This window comes from Lysobacter sp. cf310 (genome assembly GCF_900114355.1).
In the GTDB taxonomy this organism is placed as follows: domain Bacteria; phylum Pseudomonadota; class Gammaproteobacteria; order Xanthomonadales; family Xanthomonadaceae; genus Lysobacter.
The window spans coordinates 248,493-272,623 of the sequence record NZ_FOSS01000001.1 but is presented as its reverse complement, the minus strand read 5'-3'; the positions used below and the strand labels follow the sequence as shown (position 1 = coordinate 272,623).

The 24,131-nt window shown below is 70.4% G+C and carries 20 protein-coding genes and 1 tRNA gene; 9 read left to right on the top strand and 12 right to left on the bottom strand.

The window, feature by feature from the left end; translation table 11 throughout:
* The first annotated feature begins 66 nt into the window (after window positions 1-66).
* The 5 genes from pheS (at window position 67) to BMZ45_RS01180 (ending at window position 4,395) form a co-directional block, all read left to right on the top strand.
* The gene (pheS, locus tag BMZ45_RS01200; RefSeq protein ID WP_091631486.1) at window positions 67-1,077 is read left to right on the top strand and encodes a phenylalanine--tRNA ligase subunit alpha; all 1,011 of its coding nucleotides are present in this window, start codon (window positions 67-69) and stop codon (window positions 1,075-1,077) included.
* 91 nt (window positions 1,078-1,168) lie between these two features.
* Window positions 1,169-3,574, top strand: a complete 2,406-nt coding sequence (gene pheT, locus BMZ45_RS01195; protein WP_091631485.1) for a phenylalanine--tRNA ligase subunit beta — start codon at window positions 1,169-1,171, stop codon at window positions 3,572-3,574.
* A gap of 51 nt (window positions 3,575-3,625) precedes the next feature.
* Complete coding sequence (gene ihfA / locus BMZ45_RS01190) at window positions 3,626-3,925, top strand: integration host factor subunit alpha (RefSeq protein ID WP_055902738.1); 300 nt, start codon at window positions 3,626-3,628, stop codon at window positions 3,923-3,925.
* Window positions 3,906-4,262: a MerR family transcriptional regulator gene (locus BMZ45_RS01185; RefSeq protein ID WP_055902735.1), complete on the top strand. Its 357-nt coding sequence runs from the start codon at window positions 3,906-3,908 to the stop codon at window positions 4,260-4,262. Before ihfA ends, BMZ45_RS01185 begins: the two co-directional genes overlap by 20 nt.
* A gap of 56 nt (window positions 4,263-4,318) precedes the next feature.
* Window positions 4,319-4,395, top strand: a tRNA-Pro gene (locus BMZ45_RS01180).
* Window positions 4,396-4,447: 52 nt separating this feature from the next.
* On the opposite strand, the gene BMZ45_RS01175 is transcribed toward BMZ45_RS01180, so the two are convergent.
* The gene (locus BMZ45_RS01175) at window positions 4,448-5,452 is read right to left on the bottom strand and encodes a TraB/GumN family protein (protein WP_091631482.1); all 1,005 of its coding nucleotides are present in this window, start codon (window positions 5,450-5,452) and stop codon (window positions 4,448-4,450) included.
* Between the two features lie 223 nt (window positions 5,453-5,675).
* Here BMZ45_RS01175 and BMZ45_RS01170 point away from each other — a divergent pair, with 223 nt between their 5' ends.
* The 3 genes from BMZ45_RS01170 to BMZ45_RS01160 are packed head-to-tail and all read left to right on the top strand — an operon-like array spanning window position 5,676 to window position 7,921.
* Window positions 5,676-6,011 carry a hypothetical protein gene (locus BMZ45_RS01170; protein ID WP_217643131.1) on the top strand — a complete coding sequence of 112 codons (336 nt, stop codon included), beginning with the start codon at window positions 5,676-5,678 and terminating at the stop codon, window positions 6,009-6,011.
* A 10-nt stretch (window positions 6,012-6,021) separates the two neighbouring features.
* Entirely contained in the window at window positions 6,022-7,581 is a 1,560-nt protein-coding gene (locus BMZ45_RS01165; RefSeq protein ID WP_091631481.1) for a PepSY-associated TM helix domain-containing protein, read from the top strand.
* 10 nt (window positions 7,582-7,591) lie between these two features.
* Complete coding sequence (locus tag BMZ45_RS01160; RefSeq protein WP_091631479.1) at window positions 7,592-7,921, top strand: DUF3325 domain-containing protein; 330 nt, start codon at window positions 7,592-7,594, stop codon at window positions 7,919-7,921.
* Between the two features lie 308 nt (window positions 7,922-8,229).
* Here the strand turns inward: BMZ45_RS01160 and dxs are convergent, their stop codons facing one another.
* The 10 genes from dxs to BMZ45_RS01110 form a co-directional block, all read right to left on the bottom strand.
* Window positions 8,230-10,137 (bottom strand): 1-deoxy-D-xylulose-5-phosphate synthase, encoded by a 1,908-nt coding sequence (gene dxs, locus BMZ45_RS01155; protein WP_091631478.1) that lies wholly within the window; start codon window positions 10,135-10,137, stop codon window positions 8,230-8,232.
* Window positions 10,138-10,253: 116 nt separating this feature from the next.
* Window positions 10,254-11,465, bottom strand: coding sequence for a hypothetical protein (locus BMZ45_RS21785; RefSeq protein ID WP_217643130.1), 1,212 nt, complete (start codon window positions 11,463-11,465; stop codon window positions 10,254-10,256).
* A 247-nt stretch (window positions 11,466-11,712) separates the two neighbouring features.
* Complete coding sequence (locus BMZ45_RS01145; protein ID WP_254776549.1) at window positions 11,713-12,327, bottom strand: HNH endonuclease; 615 nt, start codon at window positions 12,325-12,327, stop codon at window positions 11,713-11,715.
* 201 nt (window positions 12,328-12,528) lie between these two features.
* Window positions 12,529-14,319: an acyl-CoA dehydrogenase C-terminal domain-containing protein gene (locus tag BMZ45_RS01140; RefSeq protein WP_091631475.1), complete on the bottom strand. Its 1,791-nt coding sequence runs from the start codon at window positions 14,317-14,319 to the stop codon at window positions 12,529-12,531.
* A 101-nt stretch (window positions 14,320-14,420) separates the two neighbouring features.
* Complete coding sequence (locus BMZ45_RS01135) at window positions 14,421-14,894, bottom strand: NDR1/HIN1-like protein (protein WP_091633933.1); 474 nt, start codon at window positions 14,892-14,894, stop codon at window positions 14,421-14,423.
* A 279-nt stretch (window positions 14,895-15,173) separates the two neighbouring features.
* Complete coding sequence (locus BMZ45_RS01130; protein ID WP_056181754.1) at window positions 15,174-15,824, bottom strand: response regulator; 651 nt, start codon at window positions 15,822-15,824, stop codon at window positions 15,174-15,176.
* A 46-nt stretch (window positions 15,825-15,870) separates the two neighbouring features.
* Window positions 15,871-16,587: a sensor histidine kinase gene (locus BMZ45_RS01125; protein WP_091631473.1), complete on the bottom strand. Its 717-nt coding sequence runs from the start codon at window positions 16,585-16,587 to the stop codon at window positions 15,871-15,873.
* An 8-nt stretch (window positions 16,588-16,595) separates the two neighbouring features.
* A complete protein-coding gene (locus BMZ45_RS01120) occupies window positions 16,596-19,916 on the bottom strand; it encodes a serine/threonine-protein kinase (protein ID WP_091631472.1) in 3,321 nt (1,106 codons plus the stop codon).
* Window positions 19,913-20,791: an FHA domain-containing protein gene (locus BMZ45_RS01115; protein WP_091631470.1), complete on the bottom strand. Its 879-nt coding sequence runs from the start codon at window positions 20,789-20,791 to the stop codon at window positions 19,913-19,915. Before BMZ45_RS01115 ends, BMZ45_RS01120 begins: the two co-directional genes overlap by 4 nt.
* Before the next feature lie 44 nt (window positions 20,792-20,835).
* Window positions 20,836-21,669: a DUF6689 family protein gene (locus tag BMZ45_RS01110; RefSeq protein WP_091631469.1), complete on the bottom strand. Its 834-nt coding sequence runs from the start codon at window positions 21,667-21,669 to the stop codon at window positions 20,836-20,838.
* A 225-nt stretch (window positions 21,670-21,894) separates the two neighbouring features.
* On the opposite strand from BMZ45_RS01110, the gene BMZ45_RS01105 reads away from it, so the two are divergent.
* On the top strand, window positions 21,895-23,286 hold the full coding sequence (locus BMZ45_RS01105) for a S8 family serine peptidase (protein ID WP_139215348.1): 1,392 nt from the start codon (window positions 21,895-21,897) through the stop codon (window positions 23,284-23,286).
* Window positions 23,287-23,573: 287 nt separating this feature from the next.
* On the opposite strand, the gene BMZ45_RS01100 is transcribed toward BMZ45_RS01105, so the two are convergent.
* Entirely contained in the window at window positions 23,574-24,113 is a 540-nt protein-coding gene (locus BMZ45_RS01100; RefSeq protein ID WP_091631467.1) for a lipocalin family protein, read from the bottom strand.
* Between the last annotated feature and the right edge of the window lie 18 nt (window positions 24,114-24,131).

Genomic DNA, 24,131 nt, shown 5'->3' with positions numbered 1-24,131 from the left:
TCCCCATTGCCGTTTTTGGGCTCCCGTAATCCGTTGCTGCGTAAGCGAACCAGGAAGCAGACCCCCATGGGTGAAATCGAGCAACTCAGCCAGCACTCGCTCGCGCAGATCGCGGCGGCCACCAGTTCCGACGCGGTCGAGGCCTTGCGCATCGCCCTGCTGGGCAAGTCCGGCAGCATCACCGCGCAGCTCAAGCAGCTGGGCGCGCTGCCGCCGGAGCAACGCAAGACCGCGGGCGAGGCGATCAACCGCGCGCGCGACGAACTGACCGCCGCGCTCAACGAGCGCAAGCAGGCCCTGGACAACGCCGCGCTCGACGCGCGCCTGGCCTCCGAATCGATCGACGTGACCCTGCCGGGCCTGGATGCCAGCGTCGGCGGCCTGCACCCGGTCAGCCGCACCATGGAGCGCATCGCCGACATCTTCGGCCGGCTCGGTTTCGCGCTCAGCGACGGCCCCGAGATCGAGGACGACTGGCACAACTTCGAGGCGCTGAATTTCCCGCCGCACCATCCGGCGCGGGCGATGCACGACACCTTCTATTTCCCGCCCGACGAGGCCGGCGTCGCGCGTCTGCTGCGCACCCACACCTCGGGCGTGCAGGTGCGCTACATGCTGCAGCACCAGCCGCCGCTGCGCATGATCGCGCTGGGCAAGGTCTACCGCAGCGACAGCGACCAGACCCATACCCCGATGTTCCATCAGTGCGAAGGCCTGCTAGTGGACGAGCACGCCAGCTTCGCCGACCTCAAGGGCACGCTGAGCGAGTTCGTGCGCGCGTTCTTCGAGCGCGATTTCGAGATGCGCTTCCGCCCCAGCTATTTCCCCTTCACCGAGCCCTCGGCCGAGGTCGACATCGCCTGGCAGCAGCCCGACGGTTCGACGCGCTGGCTGGAAGTGCTGGGCTGCGGCATGGTCCATCCCAGCGTGCTGCGCAACGTCGGTATCGATCCGGAGAGGTACACCGGCTACGCCTTCGGCCTGGGCGTGGAGCGCTTCGCGATGCTGCGCTACGGCGTCGACGACCTGCGCAGCTTCTTCGACAACGACGTGCGCTTCCTCAAGCAGTTCGCCTGACGCGCGGCGGGCGCTAGCCCGCTGGCCGCCAACCAAATACCTAGTGATCGAAGCCGGTGGGCCCGGGCCCACCCTACGGACGACCAACGACATGAAGTTCTCCGAAAACTGGCTGCGCCAGCACGTGCCGACCGACGCCAGCCGCGAACAGCTGGCGGCGACGCTGACCGCGATCGGCCTGGAGGTCGAGGAAGTGACCGCCCTGGGCGACGGCCTGGACGGCGTGGTCGTGGCGCGCATCGTCAGCGCCGAGAAGCACCCCGAGGCCGATCGCCTGCAGGTGTGTCAGGTCGAGATCGGCGAAGGCGCCACGGTCCAGATCGTGTGCGGCGCGCCGAATGCGCGCGCCGGGCTGAAGGCGCCGTTGGCGACCGTCGGCGCGAACCTGCCCGGCGGCATCGCGATCAAGGCCGCCAAGCTGCGCGGCGTGGAATCCTTCGGCATGCTGTGCTCGGCCAAGGAACTGGGCGTGGATCCCGACGCCTCCGGCCTGCTCGAATTGCCGGCCGACGCGCCGGTGGGCGCGCCGCTGGCGCAGTACCTGGGCCTGCCCGACGCCAGCATCGAAATCAAACTGACCCCGAACCGCGCCGACTGCTTCAGCGTGCGCGGCATCGCCTACGACGTCGCCGCCGCCTGCGGTTCGGAAGTGGTGGCGTTCGACGCCACGCCGATGCCGGCCCTGATCGGCACCGAATTGGCGGTCGAACTGGACGCCGGCGCCAAGGTGCCGCGCTTCGTCGGCCGCGTGATCGAAGGCGTGAACGCCGGCGCGGTCACGCCGGTGTGGATGGTCGAGCGCCTGCGCCGCAGCGGCGTGCGCCCGATCAGCTTCCTGGTCGATGTGACCCAATACGTGATGCTGGAACTCGGCCAGCCCATGCACGCCTTCGACCGCGACACGCTGACCGAACCGGTGGTGGTGCGTGGCGCGCGCGCGGGCGAGGAAACCAAGCTGCTCGACGGCCGCACGGTCGCGCTGGATCCGGACTTCCTGGTGGTGTCCGACAGCCAGGGCGGTCGCGGCGCGCGCGCCGTCGCCCTGGGCGGCATCATGGGCGGCTACGACACCCGCGTCACCGACGCCACCCGCAACGTCTTCCTCGAGGCCGCGCACTGGATTCCGTCGGCGATCATCGGGCGCGGCCGCAAGCTGGGCCTGCACACCGACGCCGGCCACCGCTTCGAGCGCGGCGTCGATCCGGAGCTGCCGCGCCAGGCCGTGGAAGTCGCGACCCGTCTGATCGTCGAGATCGCCGGCGGCGCGCCCGGCCCGGTCACCGAGGCCGTGCTGCCGCAGCACCTGTCGCAACCGCAGCCGGTGCGCCTGCGCCGCGAGCGCCTGGCGCGCGTGCTCGGCCTGCGTATCGCCGACGGCGAGGTCGAGCGCATCCTCACGGCGCTGGGCCTGGCGGTGAGCGCCGCCGCCGACGGTTGGAGCGTGACCGCGCCCAGCCGCCGCTTCGACATCGCGATCGAAGAGGATCTGATCGAAGAGATCGCGCGCATCCACGGCTACGACGCCATCCCGACCACGCTGCCGGGCGGTAATACGCGCCTGGTCGCGCCCAGCGAAACCCGCGTCGAGGCCGGCGTGCTGCGTCGCCAGCTGGCCGCGCGCGACTACCTGGAAACGGTCAACTACGCCTTCGTCGACGCCGACCTGCTCGCGACCTGGCAGCTCGGCGAGGGCGCGGTGGCGCTGGCCAATCCGCTCAGCGCCGAACTCGGGGTGATGCGCACCGGTCTGCTGCCGGGCCTGGTCGCCGCCCTGGGTCGCAACGCCGCGCGCCAGCAGTCGCGCCTGCGCCTGTTCGAGCTCGGCAACGCCTTCGCCGCGCGCGCCGGCGAGGCGCCGCTGGAGATCCAGCGCATCGCCGCGGCCGCCTGCGGCGACGCCGGCCCCGAGCAGTGGAACGGCAAGGGCCGCGCGATCGGCTTCCACGACCTCAAGGGCGACCTCGAGAGCCTGGCCGCCCTGGCCGGCGCCCGTCTGGAGTACCGGCCCTCGCAGCCGGCCTGGGCCCACCCGGGCCGCTCGGCCGACGTCTACCGGGCCGATGAGACCGGCCAGGCCCAGCGCCTGGGCTGGATCGGCCAGTTGCACCCGCGCCTGCAGCGCGCCCTGGACCTGGACGTCGAGGTGGTCGCGTTCGAGCTGGATTTGGCACCGTTGTCGCAGCGCGCCGTGCCGCGCGCCGGCACCCTGTCCCGGTATCCGTCCGTCCGCCGCGATCTCGCGTTCGTCGTCGCCGAGGACGTCGCCTGGGCGGCGATTTCGGCCTCCGTTCAGGCGGCCGCGGGCCCGTCCCTGCGCGATCTGGTGGTGTTCGACCGCTACCAGGGCAAGGGGGTGGAAAACGGATTCAAGAGTCTCGCTATGGGCTTGATTCTGCAGGATGAATCACGCACCCTGACTGACCGCGATGTAGAGGAAGTGGTGGCTGCGGTGATGGCGGCGATCGAGCGCGAACACGGCGCCAAGATCCGTGCCTGACCAGAGCCGCGCCTGAAGCGCGCATCGCGGGTTCAGCACAGGGGAAACGATGTGGCATTGACCAAGGCGGAAATGGCGGAGCGGCTGTTCGACGAAGTCGGACTTAACAAACGCGAAGCCAAGGAATTCGTCGACGCGTTCTTCGACGCGTTGCGCGAGGCGTTGGAGCACGGCCGGCAGGTCAAGCTGTCGGGCTTCGGCAATTTCGATCTGCGCCGCAAGAACCAGCGGCCCGGGCGCAATCCGAAGACCGGCGAGGAAATTCCGATTTCGGCACGGACGGTCGTGACCTTCCGTCCGGGACAGAAACTCAAGGAACGGGTGGAGGCCTATGCTGGATCCGGGCAGTAATCGCGAACTTCCGCCGATCCCGGCGAAGCGCTACTTCACCATCGGTGAGGTCAGCGAGCTGTGCGACGTCAAACCGCATGTGCTGCGTTACTGGGAAACCGAATTCCCGACCCTCAACCCGGTCAAACGCCGCGGCAACCGCCGCTACTACCAGCGCCACGAGGTGCTGATGGTGCGGCAGATCCGCGGCCTGCTGTACGAACAGGGCTACACCATCGGCGGCGCGCGCCTGCGCCTGGAAGGCGAGGCCGCCAAGGACGAGTCGGCACTGAGCTCGCAGATCATCCGCCAGGTGCGGATGGAGCTTGAAGAAGTGCTGCAGCTGCTGCGGCGCTGAGTCTTTGCCGCTATACTTGCCGCCCGCTCGCAAGGGCGGGGACATCGAAACACGTTCGGGGCGTAGCGCAGCCTGGTAGCGCATCTGCCTGGGGGGCAGAGGGTCGTCGGTTCAAATCCGGCCGTCCCGACCATTCCGATGTCATCGCAACGCCCGGCCCGCGCCGGGCGTTTGCGTTTACGGCCTCAGGGGGCCTCGATGGTGTAGCCGCGCGCCTGCAGCCGCGCCAGGTAGCCGTCGGGTTTGAACAGTTCGGCGACCGGCAGGCTGGCGAAGCTGACCCGGTTGTTGAGCAGGGCGCGGTCGGCATTGGCCAGCCAGGCCTGGATCACGCGCTCGCGCAGGTCGCCGAAGCCCAGCCGCTGAGCCACGCCGGAGGCGGTGACCGCGCGCAGGCAGACTTCGTATTGATCGCCCTGCGGCAGCGCGCGCAGCGCTTCGATGTCGCCGATCGCCCAGGCGTTGGCGCGCGCGCGCATGGTCTCGATGTCGCCCTCGATCCGGCTCAGGGTCTTGGCGAAGCAGTCGGTGTCGCTGAGGGTGGTGTGGGCGAAGTCCTTGAGCACGGCCTTGGGGTCCTTGATCTTCATTTCGATCTTGGACTGGGTGATCTTGACGTCGTGCTGCTTGGCGCTGCGCTCGACCATCGGCCAGACGATGCCCTTGAGCGACAGGTCGGAGCGACGCATCGCGGCTTCGTAGAGCTCCTGGGCGGCGAACACCGGGCGCCATTTCTCGACGCCGCGATCGCTGCCGATGTAGCGCGCCTTGAGCGGCAGCCAACGCGCGTACAGGTCGGCGGGCACCACTTCGCGCAGGGTCTTGTCGTCGGGGTTGCGGCGCGCCTTCAGCGCCGAGGGGATCAGCAGCATGCTGCGGAACATGCCCAGATCGGTGCCGATCGACACCGTCGGCGGCTCCAGCACTTCCTGCGATTGCGCGATCGTCGCTTCGACGTCGCGCGACAGCCATTCCATGTTCTTGGGCACCGGGCTCAGGGTGCCGAGGATCCACAGCACGTGTTCGCCGCGGCTGACTTTCCACATGCCCGGGCCCGGCTGCACGCCGGAGACCACGATGGTGTCGATGTCGCGAATGGTCTCCTGTGCCGGCGGCGGCGTTTGCGCGCGCGCGGGCGCTACGAGCGCGGCGAGGGAGAGCGCGAGGCAGGCGAGCAGGGCAGGGCGCATCCGTTGCGTTTCCGTGTGGGGGATCGAGCCCGGAGCCTGCCAGATTCGCGCCTCGCGGCGCAGTGCGGATCGGCGGCGGCGCGACGCGCCGTGCGGAATCCATTCAGGCGAACGCGACGGCTGATTTGCTAATGAGAACCATTAACAATTAGACTGCAGGCCTACTCCGACGCGCGCAGGGCCGATCCGCTCGCGCCCTGCCGCCACTCCAGCCAGTCGCCGTATGAGCCCGACCTCCGCCACCGCCGCGCCCGCGCGCAAACCCAAGATCGTGCCGCTGCGCTATCGCATCGAGGTCGGCGTGCGCGCGTTCGCGGCGATCGTGGTCGGTTACCTGCTCGCCTATGGGTCGACCGCGTTCCTGACCGTGGTGCTGCCGTTCTCGCGCAGCGACCGCGTGGTCACCGCCAGCCTGCTGTGCTTCGCGGTGTGGTGCGCGGCGGCGATGTACGCGTTCGCGGCCAAGAGCGCGGCGCGCGCGGTGCTCGCGCCGCTGCTGCTCGCGCTCGCCTTGTACGGCGTGGCCCTGGCCTTCCCCGAATTCGCCGCCCGGCCGTGAGCACGCAGGCATGAAGAACAGCTTCTCGCAGGCGATGGCCTGGCTGCACACCTGGGCGGGGCTGATCATCGGCTGGCTGCTGTTCGTGATCTTCGTCGGCGGCACCCTGGCCTGCTTCGACAAGGAAATCGGCAACTGGATGCGCCCTGCGCTGCACGGGGCGCCGCCCGCGCAGCTCAGCTTCGCGCCTGCGATCGCCTCGGCCCAGCGCGACGCCAAGCCGCACGCGCACGCCTTGTACGTGACCGCGCCTACCGAGCGCGAGCGCGCGACCTCCGCCTATGTCTACTACGACGACGGCAGCTTCGACGAGCGCGCGCTCAATCCCGCCACCGGCGAACGCCTGCCGGATACCGCCGGCGGCGATTTCTTCTTCACCCTGCACTACAACCTGCACGCGGGCACGATCGGCATGTACCTGGTCGGCGTCGCGGGCATGTTCATGCTGGTCGCGATCGTCACGGGCATCGTGATCCACAAACGCATCTTCAAGGACTTCTTCACCTTCCGTCCCAAGGCCGGCGGCCAGCGCGCCTGGCTGGACGGGCACAACCTCACCGGCGTGCTCGGCCTGCCGTTCCATCTGATGATCGCCTACACCGGCGTGGCGATCTTCGTCGCCTCGTACATGTTCGCGGGCGTGCAGGTGGCCTACAACAGCGACGCCGAGAAGTTCTTCGCCGAGGCCGGCGACAGCTACGAGCGCGCGGAGACCGGCAAGCCGCTGGCCCAGCTGTATCCGGTCGACCGCCTGCTCGCCGACGCGACCCGTCGTCTGGGCACGCAGCCGACCTGGGTCAACGTGCACCACCCCGACGACAGCAGCGCCACCATCGCCTTCGGCGGCGACCACAGCCGCCACGTGGCCTGGAACTTCGACCAGGTCGTCTACGACGCCAACGACGGCAAGCTGCTGCACGTGTCCAAGCCGTCGGCGACCGGCTACAAGGTCTACACCTTCCTCGGCGGCCTGCACATGGCGCAGTGGGGCGGCAGCGCGCTGCGCTGGCTGTATTTCTGCATGGGCCTGGCCGGTTGCGTGATGCTGGCCAGCGGCATGCAGGTCTGGGTCAACAAGCGCGCCAAGAAGGTCGCCGAGGCCGGCGCGGTGTCGGGCTATGGCCTGGTGCAGAGCCTCAACCTGGGCGTGGTCGGCGGCATGCCGCTGGGCTGCGTGGCGATGCTGATCGCGAACCGCGTGCTGCCGGCCGGCCTGGCCGAGCGTGCGAGCTGGGAGATCGGCGCGTTCTGCGCGGTCTGGATCGCGGCGGCGCTGTACGCGTTGATCCCGTCGGTGCGCCGGCGCGGCTGGGGCCGCTACTTCGGCTTGAACGCGATCGCGCTGGCGGCGCTGCCGCTGATCAATCTGGCGACCGCGCCCAAGAGTCATCTGTTGGCGACCCTGGCGCGCGGCGATTGGGCGTTGGCCGCGGTCGATCTGACCGCGCTGGGTCTGGCGCTGGCGTTCGCCTTGCTGGCCTTGCGCGCACGCAAGGCCGCGCGCGCTGCCGTCAGCGAACCCGCGCGCTTGCGCGGCGGCGAGCGCCAAACCGCGCTCGCCGAGCGCTGAGGAGCCTGCAATGCTGTGGTTGGGATTCGCGGTGTCGCTGCTGGCCTGGTGCCTGTTGAGCCTGGGCATGGAGAAGCACTACGCGCAGGCGTGCGCGGGCCGTTACGACGCGCGCCGCGCGCGCGTCTGGCGCGGTCTGGGCTGGGCCCTGCACGCGGCGGCCTTCGCCGGTTTCGCGGCCTGGAAGGGCTGGGAGTTCGGGCCGATCTTCTGGGCGGTGGTGCTGATGCTGTCGGCGCTGGCCTGGTCCTTGAGCCTGACCCTGTGGCCGAAGGCTAGCGCCAAGCTGGTCGTGGCGGTGTTGCTCAGCGGCGTGGCGACGGCGTTGCTATTGGGCTGAGGCGCGCTCGGCGTCGGGGTGCGGCGACGATGCTGCGTTGTCGATTCGCGTTACTGCCCGGCTTTCTGTGGGAGCGGCGTAAGCCGCGATTGAACCCCGCCAGAACCGCGCAGCCCGGCGGCGTGGTCGCGACTTGCGTCGCTCCTACAGGGAGCTGGTCGTAGATTCGCGTGCGAGAGAGGCGACGTCAGCCATCGAGTAGGGTGTGGTTAGCGCAGCTAACCGCACCATGCGCAGCTCCAACCAAGCGTGCGATGCGGTTCGCTGCGCTCACCGCATCCTACGGCGACGGAACTTGCGCGTGTGCCTCAAAGCGCCGCGCTGCGCGGCGGCGCTTCGCGCAGTTCCGGCCAGCGTGCGAGCACGGCGCCGCGGATGCCGGCGGCGTCGAGGCCGGCTTCGGCCAGCAGTTGTTCGCGGCTGGCGTGGTGCTGGAATTCGTCGGGCAGGCCCAGGTGCAGGATGGGCAGAGCGATGCCTTCGGCCGCGAGCAGTTCGGCCACGCCGCTGCCGGCGCCGCCGGCGACCACGTTGTCCTCGAGGGTGACGAAGCCGCGGTGGCTCTTGGCCAGCTCCAGAATCAGGGCTCGGTCCAGCGGCTTGACGAAGCGCATGTTGACCAGGGTCAGGCCGAGCTCGGCGGCGACGGCTTCGGCGGCCGGCACGATCGCGCCGAACGCGAGCAGGGCGATGCGACTGCCGCTGCGGCGCAGCTCGGCCTTGCCGATCGGCAAGGTGTCCAGGTTGGGCTGCACGGGCACGCCGGGGCCGGTGCCGCGCGGGTAGCGCACCGCGGCCGGGCCTTCGTAACGATGGCCGGTGCTGAGCATCTTGCGGCACTCGTCCTCGTCGGCCGGCGCCATCACCACCATGTTCGGCACGCAGCGCAGATAGGACAGGTCGAGGTTGCCGGCGTGGGTGGCGCCGTCCGGGCCGACCACGCCGCCGCGATCGATCGCGAACAGCACGTCCAGGTTCTGGATCGCGACGTCGTGCACGAGCTGGTCGTAGCCGCGCTGCAGGAAGGTCGAATAGATCGCGACCACCGGCTTGGCGCCTTCGCAGGCCATGCCGGCGGCCAGGGTGACCGCGTGTTGTTCGGCGATGGCGACGTCGAAGTAGCGGGCCGGGTATTCCTTGCTGAAGCGCACCAGGCCGGAACCTTCGCGCATCGCGGGCGTGATGCCGAGCAGCTTGTCGTCGGCCGCGGCCATGTCGCACAGCCACTCGCCGAACACGTCGGTGTAGGTCGGCTTCTTGGCGCCGGGCTTGCTGACCAGGCCCTTCTCGGGATCGAAGGGGCCGACCGCGTGGTAGCCGATCTGATCGCCTTCGGCCAGTTCGTAGCCTTTGCCCTTGGTGGTGATGATGTGCAGCAGCTGCGGACCCTTGAGGGTCTTGAGCGTCTTCATCGCGCCCAGCAGAGCCGGCAGGTCGTGGCCGTCGATCGGGCCGGTGTAGTGGAAGCCGACCTCCTCGAAGAAGGTCGAGGGCACGAACATGCCCTTCCAGTGTTCTTCCCAGCGGCGCACGAACTTGGCCGCCGGCTTGCGCTTGTCGCCCAGCAGCTTCTTGCCGCCTTCGCGCAGCGCGTTGAGCGTGCGGCTGCCGGTCAGGCGACCGAGCATCTTGGTGACGCCGCCGACGTTCTCCGAGATCGACATCTGGTTGTCGTTGAGGATCACCAGCAGGTTCGGCTCGGGATCGGTCATGCCGCCGGCGTGGGCCAGGGCTTCGAAGGCCATGCCGGCGGTCATCGCGCCGTCGCCGATCACCGCCACCACCTTGCGCTCGTCGCCGGCGCGCTGCAGCGCGATCGCCATGCCCAGCGCGGCCGAGATCGAGGTCGAGCTGTGGCCGACGCCGAAGGTGTCGTACTCGGACTCCTCGCGCTTCGGGAACGGCGCCACGCCGTCCTTCTGCTTGACGGTGTGGATCTCGTCGCGGCGGCCGGTGAGGATCTTGTGCGGATAGCACTGATGGCCGACATCCCAGACCAAACGGTCCACCGGCGTCTCGAACAGCCAGTGCAGGGCCACGGTCAGTTCGATCACGCCCAGGCCCGCGCCGAAGTGGCCGCCGACCAGGGCGACCTGCTCGATCAGGTAGGCGCGCAACTCCTCGGCGATCGCCGGCAGTTCGTCTTCGCCGAACTGGCGCAGGTCGGCGGGAACTTGGATGCGGGAAAGACGCGGGTAGCGCTGCGGATCGATCATTACCGACGGGTTCTGGCGTTCAGTCGGTCATTGTCCCGCCCCTGTGTGAGGCGGGCAAGAAGCGGGTGCGTGGCGGGTTCAGGCGCGGCGGCCGAAACCGCGCCTGGAACGCGCGATCAGCGCCCGCGCAGGCGCCCGAACAGGCCGCCGGCCTTGGCCGGCTCGGCCGGATCCGGCTCGGCCTCGGGTTCGGCGAAGCCGGTGGCGAGGTTGGCGTTGACGAAGTCGGCCACGTCCGCGGCCGGCACGCCGCTGGCCTCGGTGATCTCGGCCAGGGTCGCCGGGCCCTTCATCATCACCGTGGCGATGCGGAAGTGCTTGGGGAACTCGCGTTCGGTCTGCGGCCACTTGACCATCTGATAGCGGCGCTGCGGGTCGTAACCGGGCGCCAGGGCGCCGTGGCCGGCGAGCAGGCTGCCGAACCAGACCAGGCGCGCGAGCGGCATGGGATCGCCCAGCGGCGCGACGGTCATGCCCCAGGTCTTGTCGTCGACGGCGATGAAGTCGGCCGCCGTCGCGTTCTTCTCGAAATAGGCCGATAGCGGCTTGAGCGCGGAAGGACCGTGGTACTGGCGTTGATCGGCGTCGATCAGCAGCGGTTCGTCGCCACGCAGGCGCACGCGGCCGCGCAGGCGGCCGGAGGTCAGCCAGGCCAGCAGGGACTCGCCGGTGGCGACCGCGGGTGCGGGTGCCGGCGCGGGAGCGGGTGTCGGAGCTGCGGGAGCCGGAGCTGCGGGAGCCGGAGCTGCGGGAGCCGGAGCTGCGGGAGCCGGAGCGGGCGCCGCTGCGACCGGAGCGGGCGCAGGTGCCGGAGCCGGAGCCGGCGCGCGCACGGGCGCGGCCGGAGCGGGCGCAGGTGCCGGGGTCGGCGCCACGCCGAGCGGAATTTCGACCGCGCGATCCAGCGTCGGCACCGGTTCGGCCGGCGCGGGCTTGGGCGCGGCCGGGGCCGGGCTCGGCGCCGCCGGGCTGGGTGCGCTCGCGATCGTCGTCGTCGCCGGCGCGGTTTCCAGCGGCTGGCCGGCCTGGGTCGCGATCTCGCGTAACAAATCGCCGATAGCGTTGGCGTCGAAGGGCTGGCCGAGGCGGTAATCGGCCTGGGTGCGCTGCGCGCTGGTCAGCGCGATCACGCTCTTGCCCGCGGCATGCAGACGCAGCCAGCTCATCGGGCCGTACATGCTGTCCATGTCCACGACGACGTAGTCGGCCTGGCTCTCGGGCAGCAGCTGCCAGCGCCCGCCGAGGCGGGAGTTGGCGTCCTTGAAGGCCGCCTGCAGTGCGGTCTCCGTCGCCGGGTCCATTCCGGTCAGACCGAGGGTCAGGGCCATCGTTGCGTCCATCGTTGCGGTGGTGGACGAGTGTTGCGGACCGCAATCACGTCGTCAACGCGCGCAACGCGTCGCAAATCAGCGTTCTTCGGCAGGTGCCCACTCAGGCGGCCGGCAGATCGCGACCGGCGTCACGGCTTAATGCGCAAAGTCCCGGCGAAACGAGGCTTTTGCGTGCGCGGGCGGAACTGGCGGAGGAGGGCGACGCGCGCGATTCACGACCCGCCGCGATCGGCGGAAGCGGGCGTCAACCGCTCAGGCGAGCGTTCTTGGGCAGTTGATTGCGCAGGAATGCCATCTGGTCGGCGAGGATGTTGCGGTTGGACAGGATCAGGTGCTCGACCCAGCTCGGCCGATACGGCACCGCCAGCAGCGGCATGCCGGCCTGCTGCGGGGTGCGGTTGCCCTTGCGCGAATTGCAGTGGAAGCAGGCCGCGACCACGTTCTCCCAGATATCGCGGCCGCCCTTGGACACCGGGATCACATGATCGCGGGTCAGGTGCGGGCGGTTGAAGTCGCGGCCGCAGTACAGGCACAGGTAGTCGTCGCGCGCGAACAGCGCGGCGTTGGTCAGGGCCGGGGTCGGGGCCAGCGCATGCGCGCGCGCATGGCCGCGCGCGGCCACGATCGGGTGCAGTTCGATCAGGCTTTGTTCGCCGCTGAGGCGGCTGGTGCCGCCGTGCACGCGCAGGCAGGGATCGCCTAGGGTCCAGGCCACCGCGCCGCGCACGTACAAACAGGTCGCCTCCTGCCAGTTCATCCAGTCGAGCACGCGGCCGTGCGCATCGAGCGACAGCAAGCGCACCGCGTTGAGGCGGTCGACGGGCGGGCGGGGGTATGCGTAGCGCTGGGCGAGGTCCAGTCCGGAGACGCCGAGGATTTCCGGCTCACGCAGCAGTCGCTCTGCGTGGGTTCCGGTTCGGACCAAGCGTAGGCTCGCTCTATCGGTCTCCATCGGGATATCAGCTTATACCCGTTTGATGACGATTTGGGTAGCCGATGGAGCGGCAGGCGTCGCGCCCGCGGCGCGGCCGTCCTTGGCCGCGCGGGTGGTGGCGTCGGATCAGACGTCGAACGCGTCGGCGTCCAGCGCGGTCAGGGTCGACAGCGGCGCGGCGATCGCTTCGGCGTGCGCGCGCGTGCGCGGCAGCAGGCGCGCGAAGTAGAAGCGCGCGGTCTCGCGCTTGCCGGCCTTGAAGCGCTGCGACTGCGAGGAGGCTTCGCTGGCGGCGACGCTGCGCGCCCACCAATAGGCCAGCGCGACATAACCCGAATACATCAGGTAGTCGTAAGCGGCCGCGCCCACTTCGTCGGCGTCGCCGACCGCGCGCTGGCCGATCCGCAGGGTCAGCTGCTGCCACTGCGCGGCCTGTTCGCGCAGCGGGCCGATGAATTCGGCGACCGCGGCGTTGTCGGCGTTGGCGGCGCAGAAGGTTTCGATCTCCTCCAACATCACGCGCAGGCCGGCGCCTTGCAGCTGCATGACCTTGCGGCCGAGCAGGTCCAGGGCCTGGATGCCGGTGGTGCCTTCGTACAGGGTGGTGATGCGGGCGTCGCGTGCGAGCTGCTCCATGCCGTGCTCGGCGATGTAGCCGTGGCCGCCGTAGCACTGCAGTGCGTGGTAGGTGCATTCCACGCCCCATTCGGTGAGGCAGGCCTTGACGATCGGGGTCATGAAACCGACCAGCGCGTCGGCACGTTCGCGCTCGGCGGCGTCCGGCGCGTTATGCGCGATGTCGACCAGCAGGGCGCCGTGATAGCCCATCACGCGGCCGCCCTCGACCAGCGCCTTGCAGGTCAGCAGCATGCGCCGCACGTCGGGGTGGACGATGATGGGATCGGCCGGCTTGTCGGGGAACTTCGCGCCCGACAGCGAGCGCATCTGCAGGCGCTCGCGCGAGTAGGTCAGCGCGTTCTGCAGGGCGCGGTCGGACAGGCCCAGGCCTTGCAGGCCGACCGCGAGGCGGGCGGTGTTCATCATGGTGAACATCGCCATCAGGCCTTTGTGCGGCTGGCCGATCAGGTAGCCCTGGGCGCCGTCGAAATTCATCACGCAGGTGGCCGAGCCGTGGATGCCCATCTTGTGTTCGAGCGCGCCGCAGCGCACCGCGTTGGCGGCGCCGATCGCGCCGTCGCGGCCGACCTTGACCTTCGGCACCACGAACAGCGAAATGCCCTTGCTGCCGGCCGGTGCGTCCGGCAGGCGCGCCAGCACCAGGTGGACGATGTTGTCGGTGAAGTCGTGCTCGCCGGCGGTGATGAAGATCTTGGTGCCGGTGATCGAATAGCTGCCGTCGTCCTGCGGTTCGGCGCGGGTCTTGAGCAGGCCCAGGTCGGTGCCGCAATGCGGTTCGGTGAGGCACATGGTGCCGGTCCAGCGGCCCTCGACCAGCGGCTTGAGGAAGACCTCCTGCTGCCAGGCCTCGCCGTGGTGCAGCAGGGCCTCGGTGGCGCCGTGCGAGAGCAGGGGGAAGTTGCCCCAGGCCAGGTTGGCGGCGTCGATCATTTCCTTCAGCGGCACGCCGGCCGCGTGCGGCAGGCCCTGGCCGCCGAATTCGCCGGGCGAGACCAGGCCGGCCCAGCCGCCTTCGACGTACTGCGCATAGGCCTGCTTGAAGCCCGGCGGTGTGGTCACCGCGCCGCTGGCCTTGTCGTAGCTGCAGCCGATCTCGTCGCCGACGCGGTTGAGCGGGGCGAGCACGGTTTCGGTGAAGCGCGCGCCTTCTTCGAGCACCGCGTCGAGCACGTCGCGCGTGGCCTCGGCGAAGCCCAGGCGTTGGAACGCGGCTTCGGCGCCGAGCACGTCGAACAGGGCGAAACGCATATCGGCGAGGGGGGCTTTGTAGGTGCTCATGGGCAGGGATTCGTGATTGGGGATTCGGGATTGGTAAAAGCGAGGGCGAAGGGGCGGGATAGGGTTGCGAATCTCTAATCCCGAATCCCTAATCTCGGCCGTTAGCGCAGCACGCCGGGCAAGCCGGGCGCCGGACTCAGCGCGCTGCTGCGGTCGATCGCGAAGTTGCGCTGTTTCTTTTCGTCGGGCGTGGCGTCGATGCTGCCCTTGAGGGTGTAGGACAGGCTGCGGCCGCTGGCCAAGGCGTCGGCGACGGCGAGCTTGGCCGCGCCGCTGGGGCGCAGGTTCACCGCGATCACGTCGGCCGACTCGGGACCGATCGACACCGCCGGGGTGCCCTGCAGGCGGCCGGCTTCGTCGCTGCCCAGGCTCAGGGCCAGGTCGAAGCGGTCGAAGCGCATCGGGATGCTGCTGAAGTTCTCGATCCGCAGCTCGGCCGACCAACTGCCGTCGGCGCGTACGGTCAGCTGCTGGATGCGCGCGGAGGGTTCGGACACGCGGCGCACCGGGCCGCCGACGCAGGCGGCCAGCAGCAATACGCAGCCCGCCAGGGCCAAACCACGAGTCCAACGCATCGCCTTCATGCTGCCGCTCCGCCGTAAGCCGTAATGGGGAGCTGAGGATACTACGGCGTAGGGTGGGCTTTGCGGGGGCTGGTAAGGCAAGAGCAAATCCCTCCTGGCCCCCCTTTTTCAAAGGGGGGAACAAAGGGCGTTTGTGAGGGGTAGGAGGCGCACGGATTCGATGGCTTCCGTACTCTCATGCGCCTCCGCATCCCCGCGGTTGCGCCCTAGGACTCGATGCGGTCCCCCCTTTGAAAAAGGGGGGGCAGGAGGGATTTGCTTTACCGCCCCTCAGTCCACCAGACCCTTGCGCAGCGCGTACCGCACCAGCTCGGCGGTGTTGCGCACGTCCAGCTTGGCCAGCACGCGGGCGCGGTGGTTCTCGGCGGTCTTGACGCTGATCGTCAGCTCGCGCGCGATTTCCTTGGTGGTGTGGCCTTCGGCGATCAGATGGAAGACCTCGCGTTCGCGCGCGGTCAGGCGGCCGTAGGGGTCGCCGAGGTCGCGTTCGGGGTGCTGCAGCTGTTCGGCCAGCGCGCGCGCCGCCTGCGGGCCGAAGTAGCCGTGGCCGGCGTGCACGCCGCGCACCGCGGCCAGCAGTTCGGAGGCCGCGCTGTCCTTGACCATGTAGCCGGAGGCGCCGACCCGCACCGCTTGCAGCACGTATTCGTTTTCCTGGTGCATGGTCAGCACCAGCACGCGGGTGTCGGGCAGGGCCTCGCACAATCGGCGTACCACTTCTATGCCATTCAAGCGCGGCATCGAAATATCGGTGATGACCACGTCGGGCCGCGTCGCGACCGCCTTCTCCAGGGTTTCCAGCCCGTCGGCGGCCTGGGCCACGACCTGGACGTCGCCTTCGGCCTGCAACAGGCCGACCAAACTTTCCCGGACCATGGTGTGGTCGTCAGCGATCAGTACCCGCACGGTCTTGGTCCCCATGGCGCTTACGCTGCTCGTGTGTCCGGCGCTCGTCAAGCGCCGGCGTTCAGGGTGGCGACAGCGGCACGCGCGCGCTCAGGCGCAGGCCCTCGCCGGGCGCGCTGCGCAATTGCAGCACGCCGCCGTACAGACGCAATCGCTCGCGCATGCCGCCCAGACCGCTGCCGCCGGCGCCCAGCGCCTGTTCCGGTTCGCAGCCGCGGCCGTCGTCGTGCACGCGCAGCTGCAATCCTCCGTCGCGCGCGGTCAGCTGCACGTGAATATGCGTGGCGGCGGCATGCTTGGCGGCGTTGTTGAGCGCTTCCTGGGCGACCCGGAACAGCAGGGTCTGCAACTCGCCATCCAAAGTGGGTAAGGAGTCCACATCGAGCTCGATGCGCGCGCCGCAGGCTTCGGCCTGGCTGCGTACCAGCCAGCGCAGCGCCGCTTCCAGGCCCAGATCGTCGAGGATGGGCGGGCGCAACAGGCGCGAAAGTTCGCGCGTGTCCTGCAAGGTGTCGCCGCACAGCGCCAGCGCGGTGGCCAGCGCGGCGCGCGCGTCGACGCGGTCGGCGGGCAGGGCATCGTCGAGCTGGCCGAGGCGGTGCTTGAGCACGGTCAGATTCTGGCCGATGCCGTCGTGCAGTTCGCGCGCCAGGCGGCGGCGCTCGTCTTCCTGCACGCGCCAGACCGCGCGCCCGAGGCGGCGGAACTCGCGCTCGTTGCGTTCCAGGCGCTCCAGCAGTTCCTGGTATTGCCGGCGCAGGCTCGCGAGTTCGTCCATGACGCGGCTCAGGGCTTGCGCACCGGATCGAGCCGGGCGATCTGCGGCGAGGCCTCGAAGCCGCCGCGCAGCGGCGCGGGCAGGCGTTCGCGCACGCGTTGCAGGGCGGCCACGGCGTCGTCGCGCGCGCGCGCGGCTGAGCCGGCGTCGCCGGCCTGGCTCAGCGCCTGCGCGCCGAGTTCGTGCAGACGGAAGGCACCGGCGTAATCGCCGCGCCGCAGCAGCGGCTGGATCTCGCGATAGCGTCGCGCCGCGGCGTTGGGATCGCGCGCGGCCAGGTCCTGGCTCATCGCGGTTTCGGTCCAGTCCAGGCGCAGCGCGACGTGGCCCAGCGCCGCGACCTCGGCGCCCAGCGCGGCCGCGCTGGCGCCGGCCTTCACCGCTTCCAGGCCGACCTGCAGGCGCAGCAGGCGCACGCCGGACGCGTCGGCGTAGCGGCGCGCCTGGGCGAGGTGCTGGGCGGCGCTCTTGGCGTTGCCGCCCAGGCGCGCGAGTTCGGCGCGCAGCAAGGCGTCGATGCCGCGCTGTTCGGCCGGCGCCTGCGCCACCGGTTCGGCGATCGCGTCCAGCGCCTTGCCGGCGTCGGCGCGCGCGCCCAGCGCGATCAGGGTCTGCGCGCGCAACAAGCCGGCGTCGGCGATGCCGCGCGGGTCCTGGCCCTGGCGGAACAGCGCCTCGGCCTTGCCGGCCTGGGCCAGGGCCTCGTCGTAGCGGCCCTGCAGCAGGTCCAGTTCGGCCAGGTTGCGGCGACTGACCGCGGCCTCCTCGCTCATCTGCTCGCGCTCGGCATCGGCCAGCGCGCGCGTGAGCTGTTCGCGCGCGGGCTTCCACTGGCCGCGCGCGGTCGCGAGCTGGCCCAGGTTCTGCAGCGTGCGGATCTTGCCGGTCTGGTCGCCGAGCTTGTCGTTGATCGCCGCCGATTGCAGCAGATAGGCCTGGGCGTCGTCGTAGGCGCCGAGCTGGTAGTGGGCGAAGCCGATGTCGTTGAGCGCCTGCGCGATTTCCCATTCGTCGCCGATCTGCTGCCAGCTTTGCAGCGCGCGCCGGAACGCGGCGAGCGCGGCCGGGTAGTCGCCGCGTTCCTCGGCGAGCACGCCCAGTTCGCTGTCGACCGCGGCCAGGCCGCGACGGTCGTCGAGGGCGAGGTTGAGCTCGCGGGCCTGGCGCAGGCTGGCGTCGGCTTCGTCGTAGCGGCCCGACAGCGACAGCGCGGTGCCGAGGTTGCGCAGGCTGGTGGCGACGCCGCGGCGATTGCCGACCGCGCGCCGCAACTCCACCGCCTTGCGGTATTGCTCCTGGGCGTGGTCGTTCTGGCCGAGGCGGGCGTAGCCGATGCCCAGCGCATTGACCGTTTCGGCTTCGCCGTAGCGGTTGCCGCTGCGCTTGTAGAGCACCAGCGCGCGCACCAGGTATTCGTCGACCGCGCGCCGCGCCTGGCCGTGCAGGATCGAGAACTTGCCCAGTTCGTACCAGGCGCGCGGGTCGTTGGCGTCGCGCGCGGTCAGCGCCTGCAGTTGTTTGACCGCGCCGGCGAAGTCGTTGCCGGCGCCGAGCGCGCGGCCCAGTTCGAGTTCGGCGTAGGTGTCGTCGGGCGTGGCCGCGAGCTGCGCGCGCCATTCGCGCGCGGCGGTCTCGGCGTCGCCGTCCAGCAGGGCGCGCTCGGCGACGATGCGGCGGCGCAGTGCGGGCACGGCGTTCGCGGCCGCGCGCTGGGCGCGTTCCAGCGCGTCGTAGGCGCCGTCCTGATCGCCGATCGCGTTGGCGGCGTCGGCCGCGCCCAGCCAGGCCGGCGCGAACGCGGGCGCCGTCTCGAGCGCCTTGCGGAACGCCGCCAGCGCTTCCACCGGCGCGCTGTCCTGATGCGCGCGCAGGCCTTCGCCGTAGGCGTCCAGCGCGGCCGGCGGCGTCGGCAACGCCAGCGCCGGCGGCGCCTTGAGGTCGAGCATGCGCAGGAAGGACGGATCGGCCGGCAACGCCGCGAACGCGGCCATGGCGTCGGCGCCGCGGCCGCTGCCGCGATGCAGACCGCCGCGTTCGTCGTGCAGTTGCGCGTCGGCGATCCAGCCCGCGCCGTCGCGACGCAGGCTCACCTGCAGCACGCGGTCGGCGCCGACGGTGCGGCGCAGCGCGGCCGGGTCCAGGGTGGCGCTGCCGGTGGGGTCGAGCTGGCGCAGCGCCTGTTGGGTGCGGTCTTCGTCGACCATGGCGAAGCCGGGCACCGCCGCCAACGCCGCGCGCAACTGCGCCGACAGCGCGGCCGCGCGCGCCGCGCCCAGGGCGGGATCGTCGGCGGGCGTGGCGACCGGCAGCACCAGCAGGCGATGCAGCGGCGCCACCGCGGCCACGCCGGCGGGCACCGGCGCGGCGCGCGTGCGCCAGTACACGGCGCCGCCGATCGCGCTCAGGGCCAGCACCGCGGCCAGCGCCAGCCAGGCGCCGCGGCGCGGGCGGTAATCGCGCGCGAGCTTGCGCTGCTCAAGCACGCGCACGACCTCGTCGGCGCTGCGCAGGCGATGCGCGGGTTGCGGACGCAGCAGGCGGTCGGTCAGACGCGCCAGCCAGGGCGGGGTCTGCGGCCGTTGCCGGGTCACCGGCGCGGGCGCGCGCAGCATGCGTTGCGCGAGCACCTCGTGCACGGTGCCGCCGGCGAAGGGCTGGGCGCCGGCGAGCATTTCGTAAAGGATCAGGCCCAGCGCGTAGAGATCGCTGCGCGCGTCGACGGTCTCGCCGCGCGCCTGTTCGGGCGACAGATAGTCGGGCGTGCCGACCACCGCGCCGGACTGGGTGAGACCGGTGCTGGCCAGCGAGCGGGCGACGCCGAAGTCGGTGATGCTGGCGTCGCCGGCGCGGTCCACCAGTACGTTGGCGGGTTTGAGGTCGCGATGGATCACCCCGCGCGCGTGCGCCGCGCTCAAGCCTTCGGCGACCTGGCGCGCGATCCGGATCGCGTCCTCGATCGGCAGCGGGCCTTCGCGGTCGAGCTTGCGGTCCAGCGCCTCGCCGTCGATGTAGTCCATGCCGATCAGCCATTGGCCGTCGTGCTGGGCGAGGTCGTGGATGCGCACCACGCGCGGGCTGGAGACCTGGCGCGCCATCAGCAGTTCCTGGCGGAACCGCTCGAAGGCATCGGCGCGCGTGGCCAGTTCGGGGCGCAGCAGCTTGATCGCGACTGGCACATCCAAGGTGAGATCGGTGGCGCGGTAGACCACGCCCATGCCGCCGACACCGAGCACCGCCTCGATCCGGAAGCGTCCCGCCAGCACCGTGCCGGGCGCCAGCCGCTGCTGCGCGTAGAGCCCGGTGGCGGTCGCCGCGGAAGAATCGGTCATGGTGTGCTGCCGTGCGGGCCCGCCACTATCGTGCTCCAACGCGGGGCATCGTCCAATGCCTCCACGGCGCTGCGCGCGAGCAGCCACAGGGCGGCGCTCTCGGCGAAGGCGCTGAGCAGCTCCAGGTCGAACTGGGTGATCGGCTCGCCCGGGGTGCGGCGGTCGGCGTAGATCGCGCCCAGGGTGCGCGGGCCGTCCAGCAGGGGCAGGCAGACCAGGCTTTTCAGGCCGCTGTCGACGATCGAAGCGCGCTCGGCCGCCCAGTCGCTGCGCGCGACCTCGTTGACCACCACCGGCTGGCGCTGGGCGAGCGCGCGTTCGACCGCGCCGACGCTGCCGGAGAACACCCGCGCGCGCAGCGCGGCCGGGTCCAGCTCGACGCTGGCGCGCACGGCGTAGTCGCCGCCGCTGGCCAGCAGCAGGAAGCCGCGGCTGCAGTCGGCCAGCTCGACCACGCCGCGCAGCACTTCCTCGGGCAGGCGGGCGTGGTCGGATTCGGCCTCGACCCGGCGCGTGAGCGCGAGCGAGAAATCGCGGCGTTGCTGCTGGCGCAGGCGCAGGCCGTTGCTCTGGGCCTCGTTGAACTCGGCGAAGTCGCAGTGCACATCGCCGAAGCGCAGCCAGGACGGCACCGCCAGGGCCGCCGAGTCCTCGACCGCGATGCCGTCGATGTAGCTGCCGTTCTTGCTGCCCAGATCGCGCAGCTGCCAGCGCTGGCCGTCGTGGCTGAGTTCGGCGTGGGCGCGCGAGACCGACGGGTGTTCCAGCACCAGGTCGCAATCGGCGGCGCGGCCGATGCGCAGACGCCCGCCCGCCGCGATCCAGCGCGTGACCGCTGCGGTTTCGGGCGGGTAAGCGATCAGGCGCGCCGGCATGGGCGCATCTTAAGCGCGGCCGGCGGCCCTATAGCGAATGCGCATCACTGTCCGTAGTCGCGCTGGTAGATCACGCTGAAGCGCAGGGTCGAGGCGCCAGCGACCAACTCGCCGGCGTCGTTGACCGTGCTCAGATCGGCACGCCACTCATTGCCCAGATAGGTGCCGGCGCGGGCCTGGGCGCGCGCGCGGATGGCGTCGATCGCGGTCAGCGCGGCCGGGTAGTCGTCGATGTCCAGCGCCGCCTCGGTGTCGTCGAGCAGGGCGGTGAAGGCCGGGCGCTCGGCGACCGGCAGGCCGGCCACGCGGTTGCGCAGGCGCAGGATCTTCTCGTCGATGACCATGCCGGTGGGGCGCAGGTCGATCAGGATCAGGAACTGCGAGAAACCGCCGTAGCGGCCGCGCGCGCGCACGCTGCCCTGGGCGATCTCTTCGGTGATGTCCTGGAACTGCCCGCCCAGCGGCGCCTTGAACACGCGCAGCGAACTGCCCAGCGCATAGGGCAGGACATGGGTATGCAGTTCGAAGCGGCCGGTGCCCTGGAAGCGCAGGCCGCCGCTGGCCGGCGGCTGGATCGTGATCAGCACCGGCAGGGCCGCGGTCAGCGAGGTCAGATTGAGATTGGGCAACCGCCCCTGCAGCAGCGGATTGAGCGGGCTGACCACTTTGGCGCCGATGCCCAGGCTGTTCGCCGTGAGGCCCTGGGCGTTCTCGAATTCCAGGCTCAGGTCCAGGATGGTCAGACCGGGCAGGCCGACGTAGGCGCTGGCCTCGTTGCCCGAGATGGTGACCTGCACCGGCAGCGATTGCGCGTTCGCCGGGCCCCCGCCGCACCACAGCACTGCCGTCAGCAGCGCGCTCCACGCCCACTTCGCCATGTCACACCCCCCGTGGACCGTGGCCCAGGTCGGCGTCCGCCGTGGGCGCAGACAGAGCAACGGCATGCGCCGAGCGTACTCCGCGTGGCCCCTTCAAGTCTCTAGGGATTTTCCCCCAGGCGCTTTGGGCGTTCATCCGGATGGCTGGACCCTGAGCCGGCCGGCGATGGTGCCGATGCCGGCGTAGACCGGCGCCGACCTGCCGCATTCATGGAGATCCACCGCATGCACCGCAACCGCCGCAACTTCCTCAAGCTGTCCGCCCTGGCCGTAGGCATGATGGCCAGCGGCATGGCCCTGGCCGGCGCCCATATCGACGCGGCCCTGAACAAGGTGCTCGGGACCGCCGCCGCGCTGGACAAGCTCGAGGTCGTGGTCTCCTACGACCAGCAGGGCCCGGTGCGCAGCACCCAGTTGCAGGCCCTGCGCACGCTCGGCATCGGCAAGGGCATCAGCATGCGCAACCTGCCGGTCGCGGGCGCCCTGGCCACGCCGGCGCAGATCCGCGCCCTGGCCCAGCGCAGCGATGTGCGCGCGATCCACCTCAATCGCAATCTGGAGTACTACAACCAGGAGGCGCGCGAGCTGTCCGGGGTCAACCGGGTCCAGGCCAATCCCGGCGATTTCGGCCGCACCACGCCCTACACCGGGCGCGGGGTGACGGTGATGATCAACGACTCCGGCATCGACGCCACCCACGCCGATCTCAAGTACGGCGTGCGCGTGGTCCAGAACGTGCAGGCCCTGACCAATCTGCATTCGGTGCTCGACTTCCTGCCGGTGGTGGTGCTGGAGAACCAGCTCAACACCGACCTGGGCTCCGGCCACGGCACCCACTGCGCCGGCACCGTCGGCGGCAGCGGCGCGCAGTCGGCCGGCCTGTACCGCGGCGTCGCCACCGGCGCCGATCTGGTCGGCTACGGCTCCGGCGCGGTCATCTCGATCCTGGACGCGGTCGGCGGTTACGACTACGCGATCAGCAAGCAGAACAGCTTCGCCTCGCCGATCCGGGTGATCTCCAATTCCTGGGGCACCTCGGGCGCCTTCGACCCCACCGATCCGGTCAACGTGGCCAGCTACGAGGCCTACAAGCGCGGCATCGTCAGCGTGTTCGCGGCCGGCAACGACGGCCCCGGCGCCAACACCCACAACCCCTACGCGCAGGCGCCGTGGGTGATCTCGGTCGGCGCCGGCAACAAGGACGGCACCCTGGCCGACTTCTCCTCGCGCGGCAATCCGGGCGAAAGCGCCAGCTTCACCATGCCCGACGGGGCGAGCTGGACCTACACCAACCAGCCCAGCATCGTCGCCACCGGCGTGGACATCGTCTCCACGCGCGCGCTGACCGGCGTGCTGCCGCTGCTGGCCGTGCAGCAGGACCTGTCGCTGGGCGCCAGGGCCCTGTCCTATACCCACATGAGCGGTACTTCGATGGCCACCCCGCACGTGGCCGGCATCGTCGCCCTGCTGCTGGAGGCCAATCCGTCCCTGAACCCGGCCGAGGTCAAACAGATCCTCACCGCCACCGCCAATCCCATGCCCGGGCGGCTGCCCTACGAGGTCGGCAGCGGCCATGTCGATGCTTACGAGGCCGCGCAGGTCGCGCAGGGCTACTGAATCCCCCGGCTTTCCCGGCCAAGGACGGCCTGGGAACGCCTGCGAGCGACGCTCTCTCCCACTCGCACTCTCCGCCGATTTCATCGGGGGCATCCGGGTCGTAGCGGATGCCCATTTTTTTGCCCGGGCCGTCCCGTCGCACGCTTTCCGGCGCGACTTGGCCGCCCGCGGCCGCCAGCCGCGTTGGCCCCTTCAGAGCAGGTGTGGATCTCACCGCATCCCCCTCGCCGTTCCGGCGAGACTGGGCCCGGCCTTCGCCGGGCCTTTTTTTGTCCGCAGGCGCGGGCTCAGGGCGCAGCCGGCTCCGGCCAGGCCTGCGGCACTTTGCGCAGCCCGTCGAGGGAGTAGCCCAGCGCGCGCAGACGCGCGAGGTGGCGCTGGTAGTCCGGCTCGGACAGGGTGGGGGTGCGCGCCATGATCCAGGCGTAGTCGCGCTTGCTGCGGCCGATGATGGTCTGGGAGTAGTCCGGGCTCAGGTAGACGACCACGTATTCGGCCTGGATCGGCCAGACGAACTGCATGCCCCAGACCGCGTTGCCGGTGCCGGCCTTGACCGTGCCGACCGGATGCATGGTCTCGACGGGGCGATCGAACCCGCCGTCGCGGTAGCGGAAGCGGGTCAGGATCTTGCCGTCGTCCGCGCGCCGGTAGTTCTCGATGGCGTTGTAAGCCTCGCGCTCCGGGCGCGAGGGAATGTGGGCGATCACGTACCAGTCGCCCATGAACCGATCCAGATCGACCGAGGCCACGGGCGTGATCGGGCGTACGTTGCCCGAGCAACCCGCGATCAGGCTGGCGAGGATCAGCGCTATTCGGTGTGCGGCCATGTCGGTATGCCTCGCGGC